Source organism: Emticicia aquatica, assembly GCF_923079645.1.
GTDB classification, from domain to species: Bacteria; Bacteroidota; Bacteroidia; order Cytophagales; family Spirosomataceae; genus Emticicia; species Emticicia aquatica.
The window spans coordinates 1,579,867-1,597,025 of sequence record NZ_CAKLPY010000001.1; the positions used below are offsets into that span (position 1 = coordinate 1,579,867).

Annotated in this window: 14 protein-coding genes and 1 other RNA gene; 9 read left to right on the forward strand and 6 right to left on the reverse strand. The window is 32.9% G+C overall.

The window, feature by feature from the left end:
* Complete coding sequence (locus MJQ71_RS06835; protein ID WP_238805752.1) at positions 1–801, reverse strand: hypothetical protein; 801 nt, start codon at positions 799–801, stop codon at positions 1–3.
* A 52-nt stretch (positions 802–853) separates the two neighbouring features.
* Positions 854–1,570 (reverse strand): SDR family NAD(P)-dependent oxidoreductase, encoded by a 717-nt coding sequence (locus MJQ71_RS06840; RefSeq protein ID WP_238805753.1) that lies wholly within the window; start codon positions 1,568–1,570, stop codon positions 854–856.
* Between the two features lie 156 nt (positions 1,571–1,726).
* On the opposite strand from MJQ71_RS06840, the gene meaB reads away from it, so the two are divergent.
* The 4 genes from meaB to MJQ71_RS06860 all read left to right on the forward strand — a co-directional run bounded on the left by meaB (position 1,727) and on the right by MJQ71_RS06860 (position 7,308).
* Positions 1,727–2,737, forward strand: coding sequence for a methylmalonyl Co-A mutase-associated GTPase MeaB (gene meaB, locus MJQ71_RS06845; protein ID WP_238805754.1), 1,011 nt, complete (start codon positions 1,727–1,729; stop codon positions 2,735–2,737).
* A gap of 237 nt (positions 2,738–2,974) precedes the next feature.
* The gene (locus tag MJQ71_RS06850; protein ID WP_238805756.1) at positions 2,975–5,221 is read left to right on the forward strand and encodes an efflux RND transporter permease subunit; all 2,247 of its coding nucleotides are present in this window, start codon (positions 2,975–2,977) and stop codon (positions 5,219–5,221) included.
* 80 nt (positions 5,222–5,301) lie between these two features.
* Positions 5,302–5,718: an rRNA maturation RNase YbeY gene (gene ybeY / locus MJQ71_RS06855; RefSeq protein ID WP_238805757.1), complete on the forward strand. Its 417-nt coding sequence runs from the start codon at positions 5,302–5,304 to the stop codon at positions 5,716–5,718.
* 414 nt (positions 5,719–6,132) lie between these two features.
* Positions 6,133–7,308: a C1 family peptidase gene (locus tag MJQ71_RS06860; protein ID WP_238805759.1), complete on the forward strand. Its 1,176-nt coding sequence runs from the start codon at positions 6,133–6,135 to the stop codon at positions 7,306–7,308.
* A gap of 64 nt (positions 7,309–7,372) precedes the next feature.
* Here the strand turns inward: MJQ71_RS06860 and MJQ71_RS06865 are convergent, their stop codons facing one another.
* On the reverse strand, positions 7,373–8,326 hold the full coding sequence (locus MJQ71_RS06865; protein WP_310587518.1) for an NAD(P)-dependent oxidoreductase: 954 nt from the start codon (positions 8,324–8,326) through the stop codon (positions 7,373–7,375).
* Between the two features lie 198 nt (positions 8,327–8,524).
* On the opposite strand from MJQ71_RS06865, the gene pdxA reads away from it, so the two are divergent.
* Positions 8,525–9,601: a 4-hydroxythreonine-4-phosphate dehydrogenase PdxA gene (gene pdxA, locus MJQ71_RS06870; protein ID WP_238805761.1), complete on the forward strand. Its 1,077-nt coding sequence runs from the start codon at positions 8,525–8,527 to the stop codon at positions 9,599–9,601.
* Positions 9,602–9,652: 51 nt separating this feature from the next.
* On the opposite strand, the gene MJQ71_RS06875 is transcribed toward pdxA, so the two are convergent.
* The gene (locus MJQ71_RS06875; RefSeq protein ID WP_238806413.1) at positions 9,653–10,486 is read right to left on the reverse strand and encodes a tyrosine-type recombinase/integrase; all 834 of its coding nucleotides are present in this window, start codon (positions 10,484–10,486) and stop codon (positions 9,653–9,655) included.
* Between the two features lie 145 nt (positions 10,487–10,631).
* On the opposite strand from MJQ71_RS06875, the gene MJQ71_RS06880 reads away from it, so the two are divergent.
* A complete protein-coding gene (locus MJQ71_RS06880; protein ID WP_238805763.1) occupies positions 10,632–12,011 on the forward strand; it encodes a high affinity choline transporter 1 in 1,380 nt (459 codons plus the stop codon).
* 11 nt (positions 12,012–12,022) lie between these two features.
* Complete coding sequence (locus tag MJQ71_RS06885; RefSeq protein ID WP_238805765.1) at positions 12,023–12,442, forward strand: DUF1801 domain-containing protein; 420 nt, start codon at positions 12,023–12,025, stop codon at positions 12,440–12,442.
* Here the strand turns inward: MJQ71_RS06885 and MJQ71_RS06890 are convergent.
* Both MJQ71_RS06890 and MJQ71_RS06895 read right to left on the reverse strand, forming a co-directional pair.
* Complete coding sequence (locus tag MJQ71_RS06890; RefSeq protein WP_238805767.1) at positions 12,437–13,651, reverse strand: BaiN/RdsA family NAD(P)/FAD-dependent oxidoreductase; 1,215 nt, start codon at positions 13,649–13,651, stop codon at positions 12,437–12,439. The genes MJQ71_RS06885 and MJQ71_RS06890 overlap by 6 nt on opposite strands.
* Positions 13,652–14,146, reverse strand: coding sequence for a hypothetical protein (locus MJQ71_RS06895; RefSeq protein ID WP_238805769.1), 495 nt, complete (start codon positions 14,144–14,146; stop codon positions 13,652–13,654). It abuts the gene before it with no gap.
* A 115-nt stretch (positions 14,147–14,261) separates the two neighbouring features.
* Between MJQ71_RS06895 and MJQ71_RS06900 the strand changes: the two genes are divergently transcribed.
* Both MJQ71_RS06900 and ssrA read left to right on the forward strand, forming a co-directional pair.
* Positions 14,262–16,385 (forward strand): Tex family protein, encoded by a 2,124-nt coding sequence (locus MJQ71_RS06900; protein WP_238805770.1) that lies wholly within the window; start codon positions 14,262–14,264, stop codon positions 16,383–16,385.
* A gap of 103 nt (positions 16,386–16,488) precedes the next feature.
* Positions 16,489–16,862: a transfer-messenger RNA gene (ssrA, locus tag MJQ71_RS06905) on the forward strand.
* Positions 16,863–17,159: the final 297 nt, after the last annotated feature.

Below are 17,159 nucleotides of genomic sequence, written 5' to 3' on the forward strand. Positions count from 1 at the left end.
TTATTCACAATTATACTCAAATTTAGAAATACTGGTCGTTGATTTCCCTTGGCTTTCAAGAAATATTGTCATTTCAGTTGGAAATCCATTTTCATTATAATTTGTTTCTCTGATTGTACGCAAATCAGGTACTTCCTTAAATTCTCGATTTTGTATCGTATAATATTTGGTTGAAATAATATTATTATTTCCAAAAGGTATAAATCCGTACAAAGGTCGAAGTAGCCAATAAACTCCAATATCTGGAATCCCTTCAAAGAAATTTCGTTTATTATCAAAAGTATGCTCATTTACTGTCGCTGGGCTTCCAAAATCTGCTCGGGTGATTCTAAACGGATTTCCATTAGCATCGTATTCTATGGTTCGATTTAGACCAACTAAATTTAAACTAACCGCACCAGTAGGCCTGTTTTTAGAGTCGAACTCCAAAATTATTTCATTTGAAACAACACCGCTTGTTGTTTGAACAATTTTATCAGCATAAGGTTTTGCTCCATAAATGAATTCAAATTTAATAATTCGATTAATATTTGATTCATCACGAATAATCGATACATTTCCTAATGAATTATATTCATAATATATTCGCTGTCTTGCTGAAGTATCTTTCAAATTCTTTAAATCATAACTGTAAATCTTCTCAATTCGATTATTTTTCAAAAATATCAAATCGTGATGAATAATACTTGTTACAGGATATTCTGTAACAAATTTAGTGAGCCGACAAATAGACTTGGTTTCATCTTTTTGACAAGATAAAAGAATGATTACTGATAAAAATGTTAATAATTTAATTTTCATGTTTTTAGGTTTTCAGGGCTTAGATGTTTTATTTTTAGTTAAAAAATGCTAATTAGAAAAATTTTTCTATTATCCATTCAGGTAAAATTTTGAGTAAAATGGCAATCAAAATATATCTTTTTGTAATATAAGCTACTTTCTTTTTTGATTCAATTGCTTCATAAATCTGTTTAGCTGCTTTTTCGGGCGTTGCTACCCAAAACATCCCTTTATTTTGTTTCGTCATTGGCGTATCGACAAATCCAGGACGAATATCGGTGACCACAATTTGATGCTTAAATTTACTAGAACGCATTCTCAAACCAGCCATATAATTTGCCATAAATGCTTTTGTTGCATGGTATTCGGGCGAATATGCACTTCCAGTTAAAGAGGCTAAAGATGAAACTCCTACTATTTGGCCACCTCCTTTTTTAACAAAATAAGAATATGACCAATTTGCTAAAGCTAAAAAACCTCGAGCATTTACATCAACGGTTTCGATTTCTTGTTGATAACTTGCTTTTCCAAAACCAACTCCAGCATTGATAATTACCAAATCAATACCATCCATGAGCGTTGCTAATTCGTCCATAATCGCACGAGAAGCCTCAGTTTTAGAAACGTCCATTTCATGAATATGAATTTTGGAAGTTGTATTTGCTGTTTTTATTTCTTCCAATAAACCAGTTCTTCTTCCTGTGATGGCTATTTCATGATCTTTTGCAGCATAAAATTCGGCTAAAGAACGACCAATACCAGTTGTTGCACCAATAATTACTATTTTCATAGATAAAAAATATCAGATTAAGACAATTTGTTAAGATTAACTTTTTATAAGTGAAGCGTGAGAATTTGTTTACCTAAAAAATCAATAAGAATAATTATTTGTTTAATATCTTTGTTTTCCAAATATAATAAAATCATCCAAGATTATATAATTTTTATGCAAAAACGTCTGACTGTTGAGGAATATATCAAGGGCATTTTATTGCAAGATAGAATAATTTTGAGTCGAGCTATTACCTTGATAGAAAGTCAATTAGCGAATGATCGAAAGTTAGCAGAAAAAGTTTTGGAAGGAGTTTTACCAAATACAGGAAATGCCATCAGAATTGGTATTACGGGTGTTCCTGGTGTCGGTAAAAGTACATTTATTGAATCTTTCGGAAAATTCATTACTTCCCAAAACAAAAAAATAGCCGTCCTTGCCATTGACCCAACTAGCCAACGAACAAAAGGTAGCATCATGGGCGATAAAACTCGGATGGAAGAATTAGCTCACGATTCAAAAGCATACATTCGTCCATCTCCATCAGGAAATACACTTGGTGGGGTAGCCAATAAAACCAGAGAAACCATGTTGCTTTGCGAAGCTGCAGGCTTTGAAATTATCATTGTAGAAACCGTTGGAGTTGGACAATCCGAAACAGTTGTCAAAGGCATGGTTGATTTCTTTTTGCTATTAATGCTTTCAGGGGCCGGCGATGAATTGCAAGGAATCAAACGTGGAATCATGGAAATGGCTGATGCTGTGGCTATTACAAAAGCCGATGGCGATAATAATCAAAAAGCAAATAATGCTCGAATGGAATATGTGCATGCGTTACATCTTTACCCTCCGACTCAAAATAATTGGTATCCACCTGTACTAACTTGTTCGGCATTAGAAAAAACTGGATTGTCAGAAATTTGGCATGTGATAATGAATTTTTCTATTCAAATGCAAGAAAATGGTTACTGGAAAAAAAATAGACAAGAACAAAATCTTGCGTGGATGTATGATTATATTAGACATTTTCTTGAATCACAATTTTTTGAAGACCAACATGTAAAAGATAATATAAAACTGATTGAAAGAAATATTTTGAATGAACAAATGCTGCCAATTAAAGGAGCTATGGCACTGCTTGAGAAGCACATTCAAAAAAATGTATCTTCGTCGATTGATATATAATATTCAAATTAATTGTTTTAGGTACGCTTTACCTCATAATTTGGTTTATTTTATTTAGAATAACTGCTTAAAAAAACGTATTTTTGCGAATTAAAAAGCCTAGTTAATTTCCTTCAATAAATTTTCTGACCACTGATAAAAGATTCTATGTTCTGGTATAATCTCTCTAAACTAATATTAAAAAATCGTAGAACGTGGCTCGCACTTCTTTTCGTTACTACAATTTTCATGGGTTTTATGGCATCAAAAATTACGATGTCTTACGAATTAGCCCGAATTTTACCTAAAAGTGATGAGAATTTTAAAATTTACGAGGATTTTAAAAAACGATTTGGAGAAGATGGAAACGTAATGGTCATTGCCATTGAAAGTGATAAAATTTATCAACTCGAAACATTTAATCAATGGTACGATTTAGGTAAAAAAATAAAAAATATTGATGGAATAAAAAATGTACTTTCAAACGCAAATCTATTTGGTATTGAAAAAGACAGCATTGACAAAAAATTTAATTTTCCTCCACTCGTAGCAACCCGCCCTACAACTCAAGCCGAAATAGATACATTAAAAGCAAAAATTGACCGATTACCCTTTTACAAAGGTGTCATTTATAGCAATGAAGGAAATGCTCATTTAATGGCTGTAACTTTCGATCAAAAAAAACTAAACAGTAAAGGTCGAATTACGATTTCTAAAGAAATTCAGGCAGCTGCCGAAGAATTTGGAGAAAAAAACAATATAAAAGTGCACTTTTCAGGAATGCCGTTTATCCGTACTAATTTTATATCAAAAGTTTCGGCTGAAATGATAAAATTTTTAGGCTTAGCTTTTATTGTTACAATTGGTATTCTTTATCTCTTTTTGAGATCATTCAGAACTGTTTTATATGCGGCATTATTAGTACTAATATCTGTCATTTGGTCAGTTGGCTATATTGTACTTTTTGGCTATAAAATCACCATTTTGACTGGTCTCATTCCGCCATTGATTATTGTTATCGGGATTCCGAATACTATATTTTTGGTCAATAAATACCAAGAAGAATTTCTGAAACATGGCGATAAAATGAGAGCGTTAGCTGTTTCGATTGAAAAAATCGGTAAAGCTACATTCTTAGCTAATGTGACTACTTTTATTGGTTTTTTTGTATTTTACTTCACAGGAAGCCCTCTTTTACTTGAATTTGGATTGGTAGCATCCATTTGTGTGATGTCAACTTGGGCAATTTCATTAATATTAATTCCTATTTTATTTAGTTATAGTGCTGCTCCAAGTGATAAGAATGTTCGTCACCTAGACAACAAAAATATCACTCAATTCTTGAGTTTTGTCAATCGCATTGTTCACACTAAACGCACAGTTTTATATTGGTTTATTGGAATTCTAACAGTTGTATTTACCGTTGGTATGACCCAATTAAAGGCCATTGGTTATATTGTTGATGATTTACCTAAAAATGACCCAATTTATTCAGATTTAAAATTCATAGAAAAACATTTCCATGGTATAGTTCCGTTTGAAGTAGTAATTGATACAAAAAAAGAGAATGGCGTTTTAAATCCACAGGTTTTGAATAAAATCAAAATTATGCAAAGAGAATTTGCTAAATATGATGATTTTACCAACCCAATTTCATTAGTTGAAGCCATTAAACTTGTTTATCAAGGTTATCGTGGGGGTGACCCAAAATATTTTCAATTACCTGGTGCTTTAGAATTACAAAAATTAGCTGAATATGTAGGAACTGTTAAAGGAAAAGAAAATTTAGCAACACCTTTTATTGATAGCACAAAACAATTTACGAGGGTTAGTTTCCAATGTGGTGATGCAGGAACGGTTCGATTAAGACAATTGGTTGAAACATTACAGCCAAAAATTGATACTATTTTCAATTATGATAAAGACGCCAAACAATGGCTTCCAAAGGAAGAACAAATTGAAGCTAAAATTACAGGAAATGGTGTTGTTTTTATGAAAGGAAACGACTATTTGTTGCAAAACCTGATTGAAAGCACAATGTGGGCTATATTTTTGATTTGCATCGTTATGGCTACTCAGTTTTTTGATGTAAGGATGATTCTTATTTCAACGATTCCGAGTATTATTCCTCTTATAATTACTGCTGGGGTGATGGGCTACTTTGGTATTCCGCTAAAACCTACTACAATTTTGGTATTTAGCATTGCTTTCGGGATTTCATCAGATGGAACAATTTATTTCCTAACAAAGTATAAAGACGAAATTAAGCATCATAGTAAAACAGTTTCTGAAGCAATCACAGAGACTATAATGTACACTGGAATTAGCATGTTTTATACTGCTTTTATTCTATTTTTTGGCTTTGGAATTTTTGCAGTTTCCAACTTTAAGGGAACAGTTTATCTTGGTTCATTGATTGCCATTACATTATTAATGGGAATGATTGCTAATTTAATACTTCTTCCAGCATTATTGATGACTTTAGATAGTAAAAGAAAAAAATAATTATGTAATTAATTTTGGAAAGAGACTGTTCTCCATTAGAAAAGTCTCTTTCTTTTTTTATAAATTTAATTCGATATAAAATGATAAACTTTCATTCCGAGGAGATTGAATTCAAAGTAAATCATCCAATCAAAATAAAGCGTTGGCTGAAAAGTGTTATCATATCAGAAGGTTTTGAGCTTTCAGAAATAAATTATATTTTCTGTACTGACGAATATTTACACAAAATAAACCTAGAATACCTTGACCACGATACACTAACAGACATTATAACTTTTGATAATTCGGAAGATGAAGCTCTGATTGAAGGCGATATTTTTATTAGTATAGACCGAGTAAAAGATAATTCTTTGGATTTTAAAACCACATTTGAACATGAATTAAAACGAGTTTTGGTTCATGGCGTTTTACACCTTTGCGGTTATTTTGATAAGTCGGATGAAGATGAAAAATTAATGCGTTCCAAAGAAGACTTCTATATTAATCTTTTTAAATAATCTCAATTTTAAAAAAGAAAAAAGGGCAGAAATTCTCTGCCCTTTTTTGCATTACTTGCTATTGAGTGAAATAAATTCTTCGTTAATATATCATTAAATATACGATTGTCATTTTGGTAAATTAAGACTGCTAAGTCCTTAACTATTCATTTTGAAATAATCATGCCAAAGTATTTATAATCAACTCATTAGCTATTTTTTCCAATATTTTCCACTTATATTTTATTGCATAAATCGACTTTTATTTCGATAAAAAAATAATTTATTTGATTGGAAACACAAAACAATACCGTTTAATAATTTTTTTATATTATCACTAAAAATATCTTTTTACGAATAAAAGCCTTTCTTATTTAAGAAATTTTTATTTTTGAAAAAAAATTAAACTTCATTTTAAATAACCTATTTACACTCATGGCAAATCGTATTGGTGGCTATCGTGCAGGAGCCATTCCTGCTGATGTTAAGAAAAAAGAAGCAGGAAAATTCGATAAATTACCTCCAAAAGTAGATTTAAGAGAACACCTAACCGAAGTAGAAATGCAAGTAGGCAATAGTTGCGTAGCTAATGCATTTGCAGGAGCGTATGAATATTTAGCTAAACGAAATAATGGTGAAGCAGGAGATGTGAGCAGATTATATATCTATTATAATGCACGTTGGTTGGAAGATGCACAAAATGAAGATTGTGGTTCTATCATGTACAACGCAATTGAAGGGTTAAAACAATATGGAGCTTGTTCTGAAGAACTTTGGCCAAATGATGAGACAATGATACTTGATGAACCTGACCAACCATCTTATGACCATGGCTCAAATTTTAAAATTGTTGATGCAGAATATATTGAAACAGACCTAGAAATTTGGAAACACACCCTTGCTGAAGGTTATCCAATTTCATTTTGCTTAAACACTTTTGAATCTTTTGATAGTGCTTGCAAAAACAAAGGTCGAGTACCAATGCCAAAACAATCTGATAATGTCCGTGAAACACATGGTTGGCATGCAATGCTTTGCGTAGGTTATTCGGACCCAGATAAAGTATTCATTGTCAGAAATTCTTGGGGAAGTGATTGGGGCGATAGAGGATATTGCTACATTCCTTACGATTATGTGATTAATAAAGAGTTTAACGGACACGATTCATGGATAATAAAGTCAGTTGAAAATTTAGATTTTAGCGAAGGCATTTGGGATGAAAATGAAGAGTCAAATTTTGCAGTTGATGGAATGATTTACGTAACAGATTTTTGGGTTGAGGCTGAAGATACCGAAGATTTTGCTACCAAATTAGAAGAGTTATGCTTAGAATATGTTGAAAACGAAGAAGATTTCTATTTCGACTATGAAGCACAAGAAGAAGATGGTATTGAGTATACGTACATCAATAATTTTGAAATCTTAACCGAAAATCCTGATGATTTTATTGCAGATTTAGAAGCTCTTTGTGAAGAAAATGCTATCGACGAAAATTATAATTTTGTTTATAGTGAAGAGGAAGAGGAAGAGGAAGAGGAAGAGGAAGAGGAAGAGGAAGAGGAAGAGGAAGAGGAAGAGGAAGAGGAAGAGGAAGAGGAAGAGGGTAAATAGATAAAATAAACAAAAATTAAATCAAATGGAGGCAGAATTGTTTTTCTACCTCCATTTAATTTAATCAAGATAATCCTGCAATTTTTTCAACCAAAACCTCATTTATTTTTATATACGATTCGTATGTCCAGCCAGCAATATGTGGTGTAAAAATTACTCGGTCGGAGGAACTGAGTTTTTTTAAGCTATTCACTTGTGAATCGGATAATTTCTGAAGTTTTTCATTTTCTAGAACGTCTAAGCAAGCTCCACGAACTTTTCCAGTTTCGATTGCATCGCATAAATCAGCTAAAACTACAATTTCTCCACGAGAAGCATTAATGAAAAAAATATCGTTTTTAAAGCTTGAAAAAAAAACTTTATCCACCATTTTGTTTGTGATAGATGTGAGTGGAGTATGCAAACTTAGTATCTCGGCTTCATCAAAAATTCGTTCTAAAGAACTTTCTTCAACAACCTCATCTGAAAAATCAGAAAGGTATTTATCATAAGCCAAAACTTTACAACCAAAAGCTTTCAGTCTTTTGGCAGTTTCAGCTCCATTATTTCCATATCCAATAATACCAACGGTTTTTCCCATTAGCTCATAACCACGATTTTTTTCTCTAAGCCAAACGCCTTTTCTTACTTCTTTATCAGCAATCAAAATATTATTCATCAAACATAAAAGCATACCGATTACGTGTTCAGCCACAGCAACTCTATTCCCTTCATTTGCTGCAAACAAAGTAATTCCTTTTGAATTTACGTAATCAATATCTATTAAATCAAGTCCAGCTCCTGCCCTACCAATAAATTTCAAATTAATTGCTTTTGTCAAAAGTTCTTTATCAACAAAAGTCTTACTTCTGAGAATGAGTCCAACGTAGTTCCCCAATTTATCAATCATTTCATTTCTTGAAATACTTGGCTGATAATCAGTCAAATAACCGATTTCGTCAAGCATCGGAATTAAACTCAAGTGCATTTCGTCGGCAATAAGTACCAAACCTTTCTTCATTGGATTGATTGTATTCACAGGATTTTTTTTATAGTTCGATTGTCAGTAACTTGCAGCAAAATTACGGTAGTTCTTTTAGATAATTATCTATTTATGAATTTTCATAAAATAGTTTAATTTAATCATTGAATTCTAACATTGATAAATAAAGGTAAACCGTTAAAAACGCACAAATTTTACGATTTAATTTAATTTTGTATAAATATTGATAACAAAGTGAGCGAAATTCATAAACCAATTATTGGAATTAGTATTGGTGACTTCAACGGTATTGGCCCAGAAGTTATCCTAAAAGCAGTTGGTGGAAACCGACTTAATAAAATTTGTACACCTGTTATTTATGGTTCGGCAAAAGTAATTAATCGTTATCGACAATTGCTTGATATTAAAGACTGGCAATTTTTCACGATTCAACGAGTTGAACAACTTAACCATAAACAAGTAAATGTAATAAATTGCATGAACGACCAACATTTGGAAGTTCAACCTGGAAATATTACTCCTGAAGCTGGGAAGTTAGCTTTTGAATCCTTGAAAAGAGCCGTTGATGATTTAAAAGCAGGTAAAATTGATGCTTTAGTTACAGCACCAATTAATAAGCATAATATTCAAAATGATAGTTTTAAGTTTCCAGGGCATACAGAGTTTTTGGCGGATGCTTTTGGCGTAAATCAAGAATTGATGTTTATGGTAAGTGATGATTTGAAAATTGGAGTTGCAACTGGTCATTTGCCTTTAGAACAAGTCAAAACAAAAATTAGTAAAGAATTAATTATCAAAAAATTAGACCAAATAAAGTCATCACTGATTCGAGACTTTAACATTCAAAAACCTAAAATTGCTATCTTAGGTTTAAATCCTCATGCAGGTGAAAATGGATTATTGGGCAATGAAGAACTCGAAATCATTCAGCCTGCTTTAGTTGAATATAAAAAGAAAGGCAATTTAGTTTTTGGTCCATTTCCAGCCGATGGTTTCTTTGGAACTGCCGCTTGGAAAAATTACGATGCAGTTTTGGCAATGTATCATGACCAAGGTTTGATGCCATTCAAAATGATTGCCTTTGAAAATGGCGTGAACTTTACTGCCGGACTTCCAAAAGTTCGGACTTCGCCTGACCATGGTACAGCATACGATATTGCAGGAAAAAACATCGCAGACGAGTCATCAATGCTAAATGCTATCTATATGGCCATAGACATTGCCCGAAATCGTAAGGAATTGAGCGATTTAGAATTAAATTCTATGAAAAAGAAGACAATTGTACTGAAAGAAGCTTCAATGGAAGATTAAAATAGCGAAGCGATGAGATGTTTACATTTCATCGCTTCAATGCAAATTATACTATACTTCTAAATCTTCAAATGGACTTCTAATATTCACAAGCTCAACCTGAGCGATTTGGTTATAAATAGCCGTTGTTTGTAAATAACGATGTCCTAAAATTTCTTGTAACAAATGAATATCCATTCCTCTTTCCAAGCAATGTACAGCATAACTATGCCGTAAGGTATGCACTGAAGCATCTTTTTGAATTTTGGCTTTTAGTATCGCTTGTTGAAAAACCAATTGTACACTTCTAGGGCTATACGTTTTGCCATTTTCACCACCAAAGAGCAGTTCCTGAGGTTTATATTTATCCAAATAAGCCTGCATAATCGGAATCAAATTTTTAGGAAGCATCAAAATTCTACCTTTTTCAGACTTCGACGGAGAAATATTTATTTGCCTTTTCTCAAAATCAAGGTCGTTTACTTTCATATTTAAAACGTCACTTAATTTCAATCCAGCTGCATAAATAATAGACATCAAAGCTTTATGTTTTAAATTATCTAACACTTCAATAATTTTAACAACTTCTTTTTCAGTCAAAATTTCAGGAAGCCCCTCTCCTTTTGACTCTCCATTGGCTTTAATCCCTAACTTACGATTAAAGATTATTTCGTAAAATAATTTGATGGCCTTTCCAGCTTGTAAAGATGCTTCAAGGCTACCTCCTTTTTTTTCTCCTAGTTCTACTAGATAGGCAGAAATTAATTCTTCGGTAATCTTACTTTGGGGCAAATCTCTAAAATGATTATAAAAAACAAAAATAGCATTTCTATAAGCGGCTATTGTTTGTGAGTTATATTTGCCTTTTCTCAATAGTTCGGTAAAACGTTCAATCAGATGGGTCACAGCTAGCAAAAATTATATATATATTATTCAGGGGTGAAAATTATCAATAATGACTGATAATTAAAAACAAAGTAACGATCAATTCGTATTTTTTTGTAATTTTTGCATGAAACTCCAATTAAACTTACAAAAATCAATTTAGAAGATGTTAATAGCTTTCATTGTTTTATATTTAATACTTACAATACTTATTGGGTGGTACGCTTCTAGATTCGTAAAAACATCCAGCGACTTTGCAATCGCAGGTCGTCGAATGCCAACTTATGTAGTTGCATCTGGACTTTTTGCAACGTGGTTTGGCTCTGAAACTGTTATGGGGGCTTCTTCTGAGTTTGTTGAAAAAGGAATTTTAGGTGTGATTGAAGACCCATTTGGAGCAGCTTTATGTTTGTTATTGATTGGATTATTTTTCGCTCGTCCACTTTACAGATTAAATATTCTTACTTTTAGTGATTATTTTAGCATTAGATATAACAAAAAAGTAGAATGGATTTCTGCAATTTTTATGATTCCGTCCTATTTTAGTTGGATTGCAGCCCAGCTAGTAGCATTGGCCATAGTTTTGCAGGCAATTGCCAATATTCCTTTCTTTTGGGGAATAATTATTTGTGCTTCTGTCGTTTTATTCTATACTTATGTTGGCGGAATGTGGTCGGTCGCAATCACAGATACGATTCAAACTGCTATTATAATTATTGGAATGATTTTCCTGATGTTTACTTTAATTAATGAGGTGGGTAGTTTAGAAAAAGTAGTTGCAAACACGCCAAAAGATTTTTTTAGGTTCACACCCAAAGAAAATTCTATAACCAAATGGATAGCATATTTTGGAGCTTGGATAACAATTGGGTGGGGTTCGATTCCTCAACAAGATGTTTTTCAGCGAACACTTTCTGCAAAAAATGAAAATGTGGCTGTAAAAAGTGCTTATTGGTCAGCTTTAATGTATTTTACAATTGCTTCAATGCCATTAATTATCGCTCTTTGTGGAACAACGCTCTACCATGATTTAAAAACTGCTGATACTCAAATGCTCATACCAATTTTAGTTTTAAAACACACTTCAATCGGAATGCAAATTGTTTTTTTTGGAGCTTTATTATCAGCAATTTTAAGTACTTGTAGTGGTGCAATATTAGCTCCAGCAACAGTTTTAGGAGAAAATTTGATAAAACCATTGTATGGAGATAAAATTTCTGATGAAAAACTTCTAAAAATCATGCGATATTCGGTTGTTGGAATTACCTTGATTAGCGTAATTCTTTCATTGAATAAATCTGAAATTTATGAATTAGTTGGAGAATCTTCAGCTTTGAGTTTGGTCGCTCTTTTTGTACCTTTAGTAGCCGGACTTTATTGGAAAAAAGCCAATGGTCTTGGGGCAATCTTGTCAATGACCCTTGGCACAGCGGTTTGGACTTTTTTTGAATTTTACGAAACCGAAATTCCTTCCATGATTTGGGGTTTGTTAGCGAGTATGATGGGAATGTTTTTCGGAGCATTAAAGAAAGAAAAGATAGCATAATCATTTTTTTTATGATGAAATATATTTCAATTGATGATTTTATTGAAAGTCAAGAACCAGAAATTAGCTCTTTACTCTGGCAAATCAGAGAAACTATTTTGAATGCTCACCCAAAAATGAAAGAACGGTTTTTGTTTAATACCGCTATGTTTGGCATTAAAAATGAATTATGCTATTTTGTAATAATTAAGAAAAACAAAGGAGTTGAGATTGGTTTTCACCGAGGTTTCCAACTGTCTAACGAGCAAGGTTTACTAGAAAGTAAAAAAAGAATGTATATTCACGGAATTACGTTTAAAAATTTAGAAGATTTTAGAGAAAAAGAGGCTTCTTTCAATGAAATTTTGCAAGAAGCCATTATTTTGGACGATATTAACGATAAATCAATTTTTTCTGAAATATTACAAGCAGGTAGAAAAAAGAAATCATAAATTTTGAGCAGCAATCCAACCGCCAGTCCAAGCGGCTTGAAAGTTAAATCCTCCAGTTATTGCATCAATATTTAGTACTTCACCAGCCAAAAATAAGTTTGGATATTTTTTCAAACTGTACGATTCAAAGTCAATTTCAGATAAATCAACACCACCCGCAGTTACAAATTCTTCTTTGAAGGTACTTTTCCCATTTACTTCAAATGTCGATGCCGTCAATTGTTCTGTTAATCGCTGAATATGTTTTTTTCCTGTTTCCGCCCATTTTTGAAATTCGCCAATCTGAGCAGCTTTACACAAACTTTTCCATAACCTAATGGGCAATCCTAATTCTGCATTTGCCATAACATTTTTCTTAGATTGGGCATTAATTTGATTATGCAGAAAAGCTTTAACAAATTCTATATCTTTATTTCCAAGCCAATTTACCTGAATACCAAACTTATAATTAGCTGCATTTAAGTCTCTTGCTGCCCAAGAAGACAATTTTAAAATCCCAGGCCCAGACAAGCCCCAATGTGTAATTAATGTTGACCCATTACTTTCAAAATTAGTTTTTTGAATCTTAATAATGGCATTTGGAACCGATAAACCCATTAAATCAGACAGTCTTTCATCTTTAATATTGAAAGTAAAAAGCGATGGAACAGGCTGAATAATGTTGATTTTTAATTTTTCGAGTAAATTCCAAATGGCATTATCACTTCCAGTTGCAATCATCAATTTTTGGCTCTGCAATAATCTATCGCCCGAAACCCTTAATTTCCAATTTGAGGTATTCGTTTTTAGATATTCAAAATGCTCCACTCTTGCATTGGTTATCACCTCAATATTGTTTCTTTGGGCAGCTTCCAAAAGGCAATCAATAATAGATTGTGAAGAATCACTCACAGGAAACATTCTTCCATCTGCTTCTTTCTTTATTTTCACACCTCTCGACTCAAACCACTCAACTGTATGCGTTGGATTAAATCTTTTAAATGGCTCTAATAATTCATTTTCACCTCTTGGATAATACTTTACCAATTTTGATGGTTCAAAACAAGCATGGGTAACGTTGCATCTTCCTCCACCTGAAACTTTTACTTTCTGTAAAACATCTCGTCCTCGCTCTAAAATTGCAATTCGTAAACCTGTTTTTTTTTCAGCTGTATTAATAGCTGCAAAAAAACCAGCTGCACCACCACCTACAACTATAATATCGTACATTTACTTGATGTATTTTTCTTCAAAGTAAACTCTTTTTTCTCGTAAAATCTTAACTAAATTTTCAATTTCTTTCGGAGAGTTGCCATTTTCAAAAGTAACTTTATGCTTCACATCTCCTTTAATTATTTCAACCCATTCTTTGCCACCATCAGCACAATCAGGGCAGCCAATCACTTCGTCTAATTTCTTAAATGTGTCAAAATTAATGTTTTGAGTAATGTTTGAAACTAAAGTATTGGTAAGAGGTTCTTTGTAAATTTGGGGAACACCACCTATTGCTCCTCTTCCTTCGGTATAATAAACCGTAAAAATTAATTCATTATTAGAAAACTCCATTTCCTTTCGACAAGGCCCTACACACATTCCGAAGCTTGTTCCATAATTGACTACATAATCATTCATACTTACCTCAGCATTTGGAGCATCATTATCTTTTGCACAATTTGTTAGAAATATTGTGGAAAGAATCATTGTGAACATCAGTTGCATTTTCATATTTTAATCGGATTTTTGTGAAAAAATAATTGTGACCTATTTTTAGATTCGTAAAAAACATTTATTTCATTCATCTATTTTACTAGATTCAAATTTTATAACAAAGGTTGGAAAAATGACCACAAAACAAATACAATTAATTGCTCAAAGTGTTGGAGTTTCTGAAAAAAGTATTCAAAACACTATTACTTTACTCGAAGAAGGTGCAACTGTACCATTTATTTCTCGCTATCGAAAAGAAATGACTGGAAGCATGGATGAAGTACAAATTGCCAATACGAAAGACCTTTATAATAAATTTATTGAGGCTGATAAACGACGAGAAGCAATTATAAAGTCGATTGAAGAACAAGGAAAAATGACACCTGAGTTGCTTTTAAAACTCAATAATGCCCTGTATATCAATGAATTAGAAGATTTGTATTTGCCATATAAACAAAAGCGAAAAACAAAAGCTTCTATTGCCATTGAAAAAGGACTTGAGCCTTTGGCACAAGTTATTTTTGCTCAAAAAGACCGTAATATTGAAACTATTGCCGAGAAGTATTTGACTGATAAAGTTGAAACAATTGCTGAAGCCCTTCAAGGTGCAAGAGATATTATGGCTGAATGGATTAATGAAGATATTCAAGCTAGAAATGCTGTTAGAAAACTTTTTGATAGAGAGGCTATTGTAACATCTAAGGTAAAAAAAGGCAAAAAAGAAGAAGGAGCAAAATATCAAGATTATTTTGAGTTTTCTGAGCCACTTTCGAGAATACCATCGCATCGGCTGTTAGCACTTCGACGTGGAGAAGAAGAAGGTTTTTTATCAGTTGACATTTCGATTGAGACCGAACGAGGAACAGATGCCCTAGACCGCATTTATTTACGTGGTTTACCAGAAGCAAAAGAGCAAGTCGAATTGGCCATTAGCGATTCTTATGATAGGCTTTTGAAACCAAGTATAGAAACCGAATTTTCAAATATATCAAAACAAAAAGCTGATAGTGAGGCAATTAAGATTTTTGCAAGTAATCTACGTCAACTTTTATTAGCTTCACCACTTGGACAAAAAAGAGTGATGGGCATTGACCCTGGCTTCCGAACAGGCTGTAAAATTGTATGTTTAAACGAACAAGGCGATTTGCTTTACGATACTGTTGTTTATCCACTTGATAAAAAAATAGAAGCTGAAGCAATTCTAAAAAAGTTAATTTTAGACTATAAAATTGATGCTGTGGCCATTGGGAATGGCACTGCAAGTCGAGAAACAGAAAGTTTAGTAAAAGATTTGGTCAATAAATCTTCATTAAAATTGGCTGGAATTTATGTCGTTTCCGAGCAAGGTGCGTCGATTTATTCAGCCTCACCTATAGCCCGTGAGGAGTTTCCAAATAAAGACGTAACCGTTAGAGGAGCAATTTCAATTGGTCGGAGATTGATGGACCCATTGGCCGAATTAGTAAAAATTGATGCAAAATCAATTGGCGTTGGACAATATCAGCATGACGTTGAGCAGAAAATGCTAAAAGATAGCCTTGATTCAGTTGTTGAAAGTTGTGTAAACTTAGTTGGTGTTGAATTAAATACTGCAAGTAAGCATTTACTCAGCTATGTTTCGGGTTTAGGACCTTCATTGGCACAAAATATTGTCGATTATCGAGCAAAAAATGGAGCTTTCAAATCTCGTGATGAATTGAAAAAAGTACCCCGTTTAGGAGCGAAAGCTTACGAACAAAGTGCTGGATTTTTGAGAATTCATGGAGCAGAGAATCCGTTAGATAATTCGGCTGTTCATCCAGAAACGTATCCGATTGTACAAAAAATGGCTAAGGATTTGGGTGTAAAAGTTGCCGAACTTATTGGTAATGAGCAAATTAAGTCAAGAATTATTCTAAAAAACTACATTACTGAAAAAGTTGGTTTACCGACATTGAATGATATTTTATCAGAACTACAAAAACCAGGGCGTGACCCCCGAGAAGCTTTAGAAGCGTTCGAATTTGCCGCTGATGTTCATAAAATTGAAGATTTGAGAGAAGGAATGGTACTTCCTGGCATTGTCACAAATATTACTGCTTTTGGTTGTTTTGTTGATGTGGGAGTTCATCAAGATGGTTTGGTTCACGTTTCACAAATGGCCAATCGATTTATTAAAGACCCAAATGAGGTGGTGAAGGTTCACCAAAAAGTACAAGTTAAAGTCATGGAAGTTGATATTCCACGTAAAAGAATCGGGTTGTCAATGAAATTTTAATTGTTAAGTTAAAATCATTTTCTGATTTAATTTGAAAAAGAAATTTTATAACGTATTCGATTATGAACTAAAAGAACTAATTTTGCATTTATAATTAACAACTGGGGACGACCGGTTTTGACGGCGTGAGTGGTTGCGAGTATAAGCATGTCGGGAGTTGGTAGAACCTCCTGTTAAAAATTCTTCCAAACAACAACTGGCAATACTTCGTATGCCATGGCTGCTTAATTCCGGAGTGAATTAAACATTAGCCACATCCCGCCTTGGCTAACCTTTGCTGCTGGGGAGTTCGGGGTGTCGCCCCGCAAAGGCGATTATGAGTGGGGAACTTATTCATAATTAGTATATAGGTTTCTAAGGTGATATTAAGGTCTGATGCTAACCTACTATTGCTCGAAAATAAATAGCAGCTAAGCATGTAGAAGGTTCGACAATTGCCAAGTTCGGACCAGGGTTCGAGTCCCTGCGTCTCCACAAAGACCTGATAATTCATTATCAGGTCTTTTTTAGTGATTCCGCATATCTTTTCAATTTAACTTAATGTTTAAGTTTCTATCTCTTTTTACACTTCAATTATTGTTCAAATATCGTATAATTACTATCGTTAATAATTCGTCAAAATCAATTATTAATACTAATTTTAGTATAAAACTGGCACTAATTTTGCTATATTAATACTCAAAAATGCACGTAATTTTATTTATTAAACACTAGTATTTTAAATAAAAACCTTCAAACTCTCGTAATAAGTGCATCAAAAGCGTTATTTCCTAA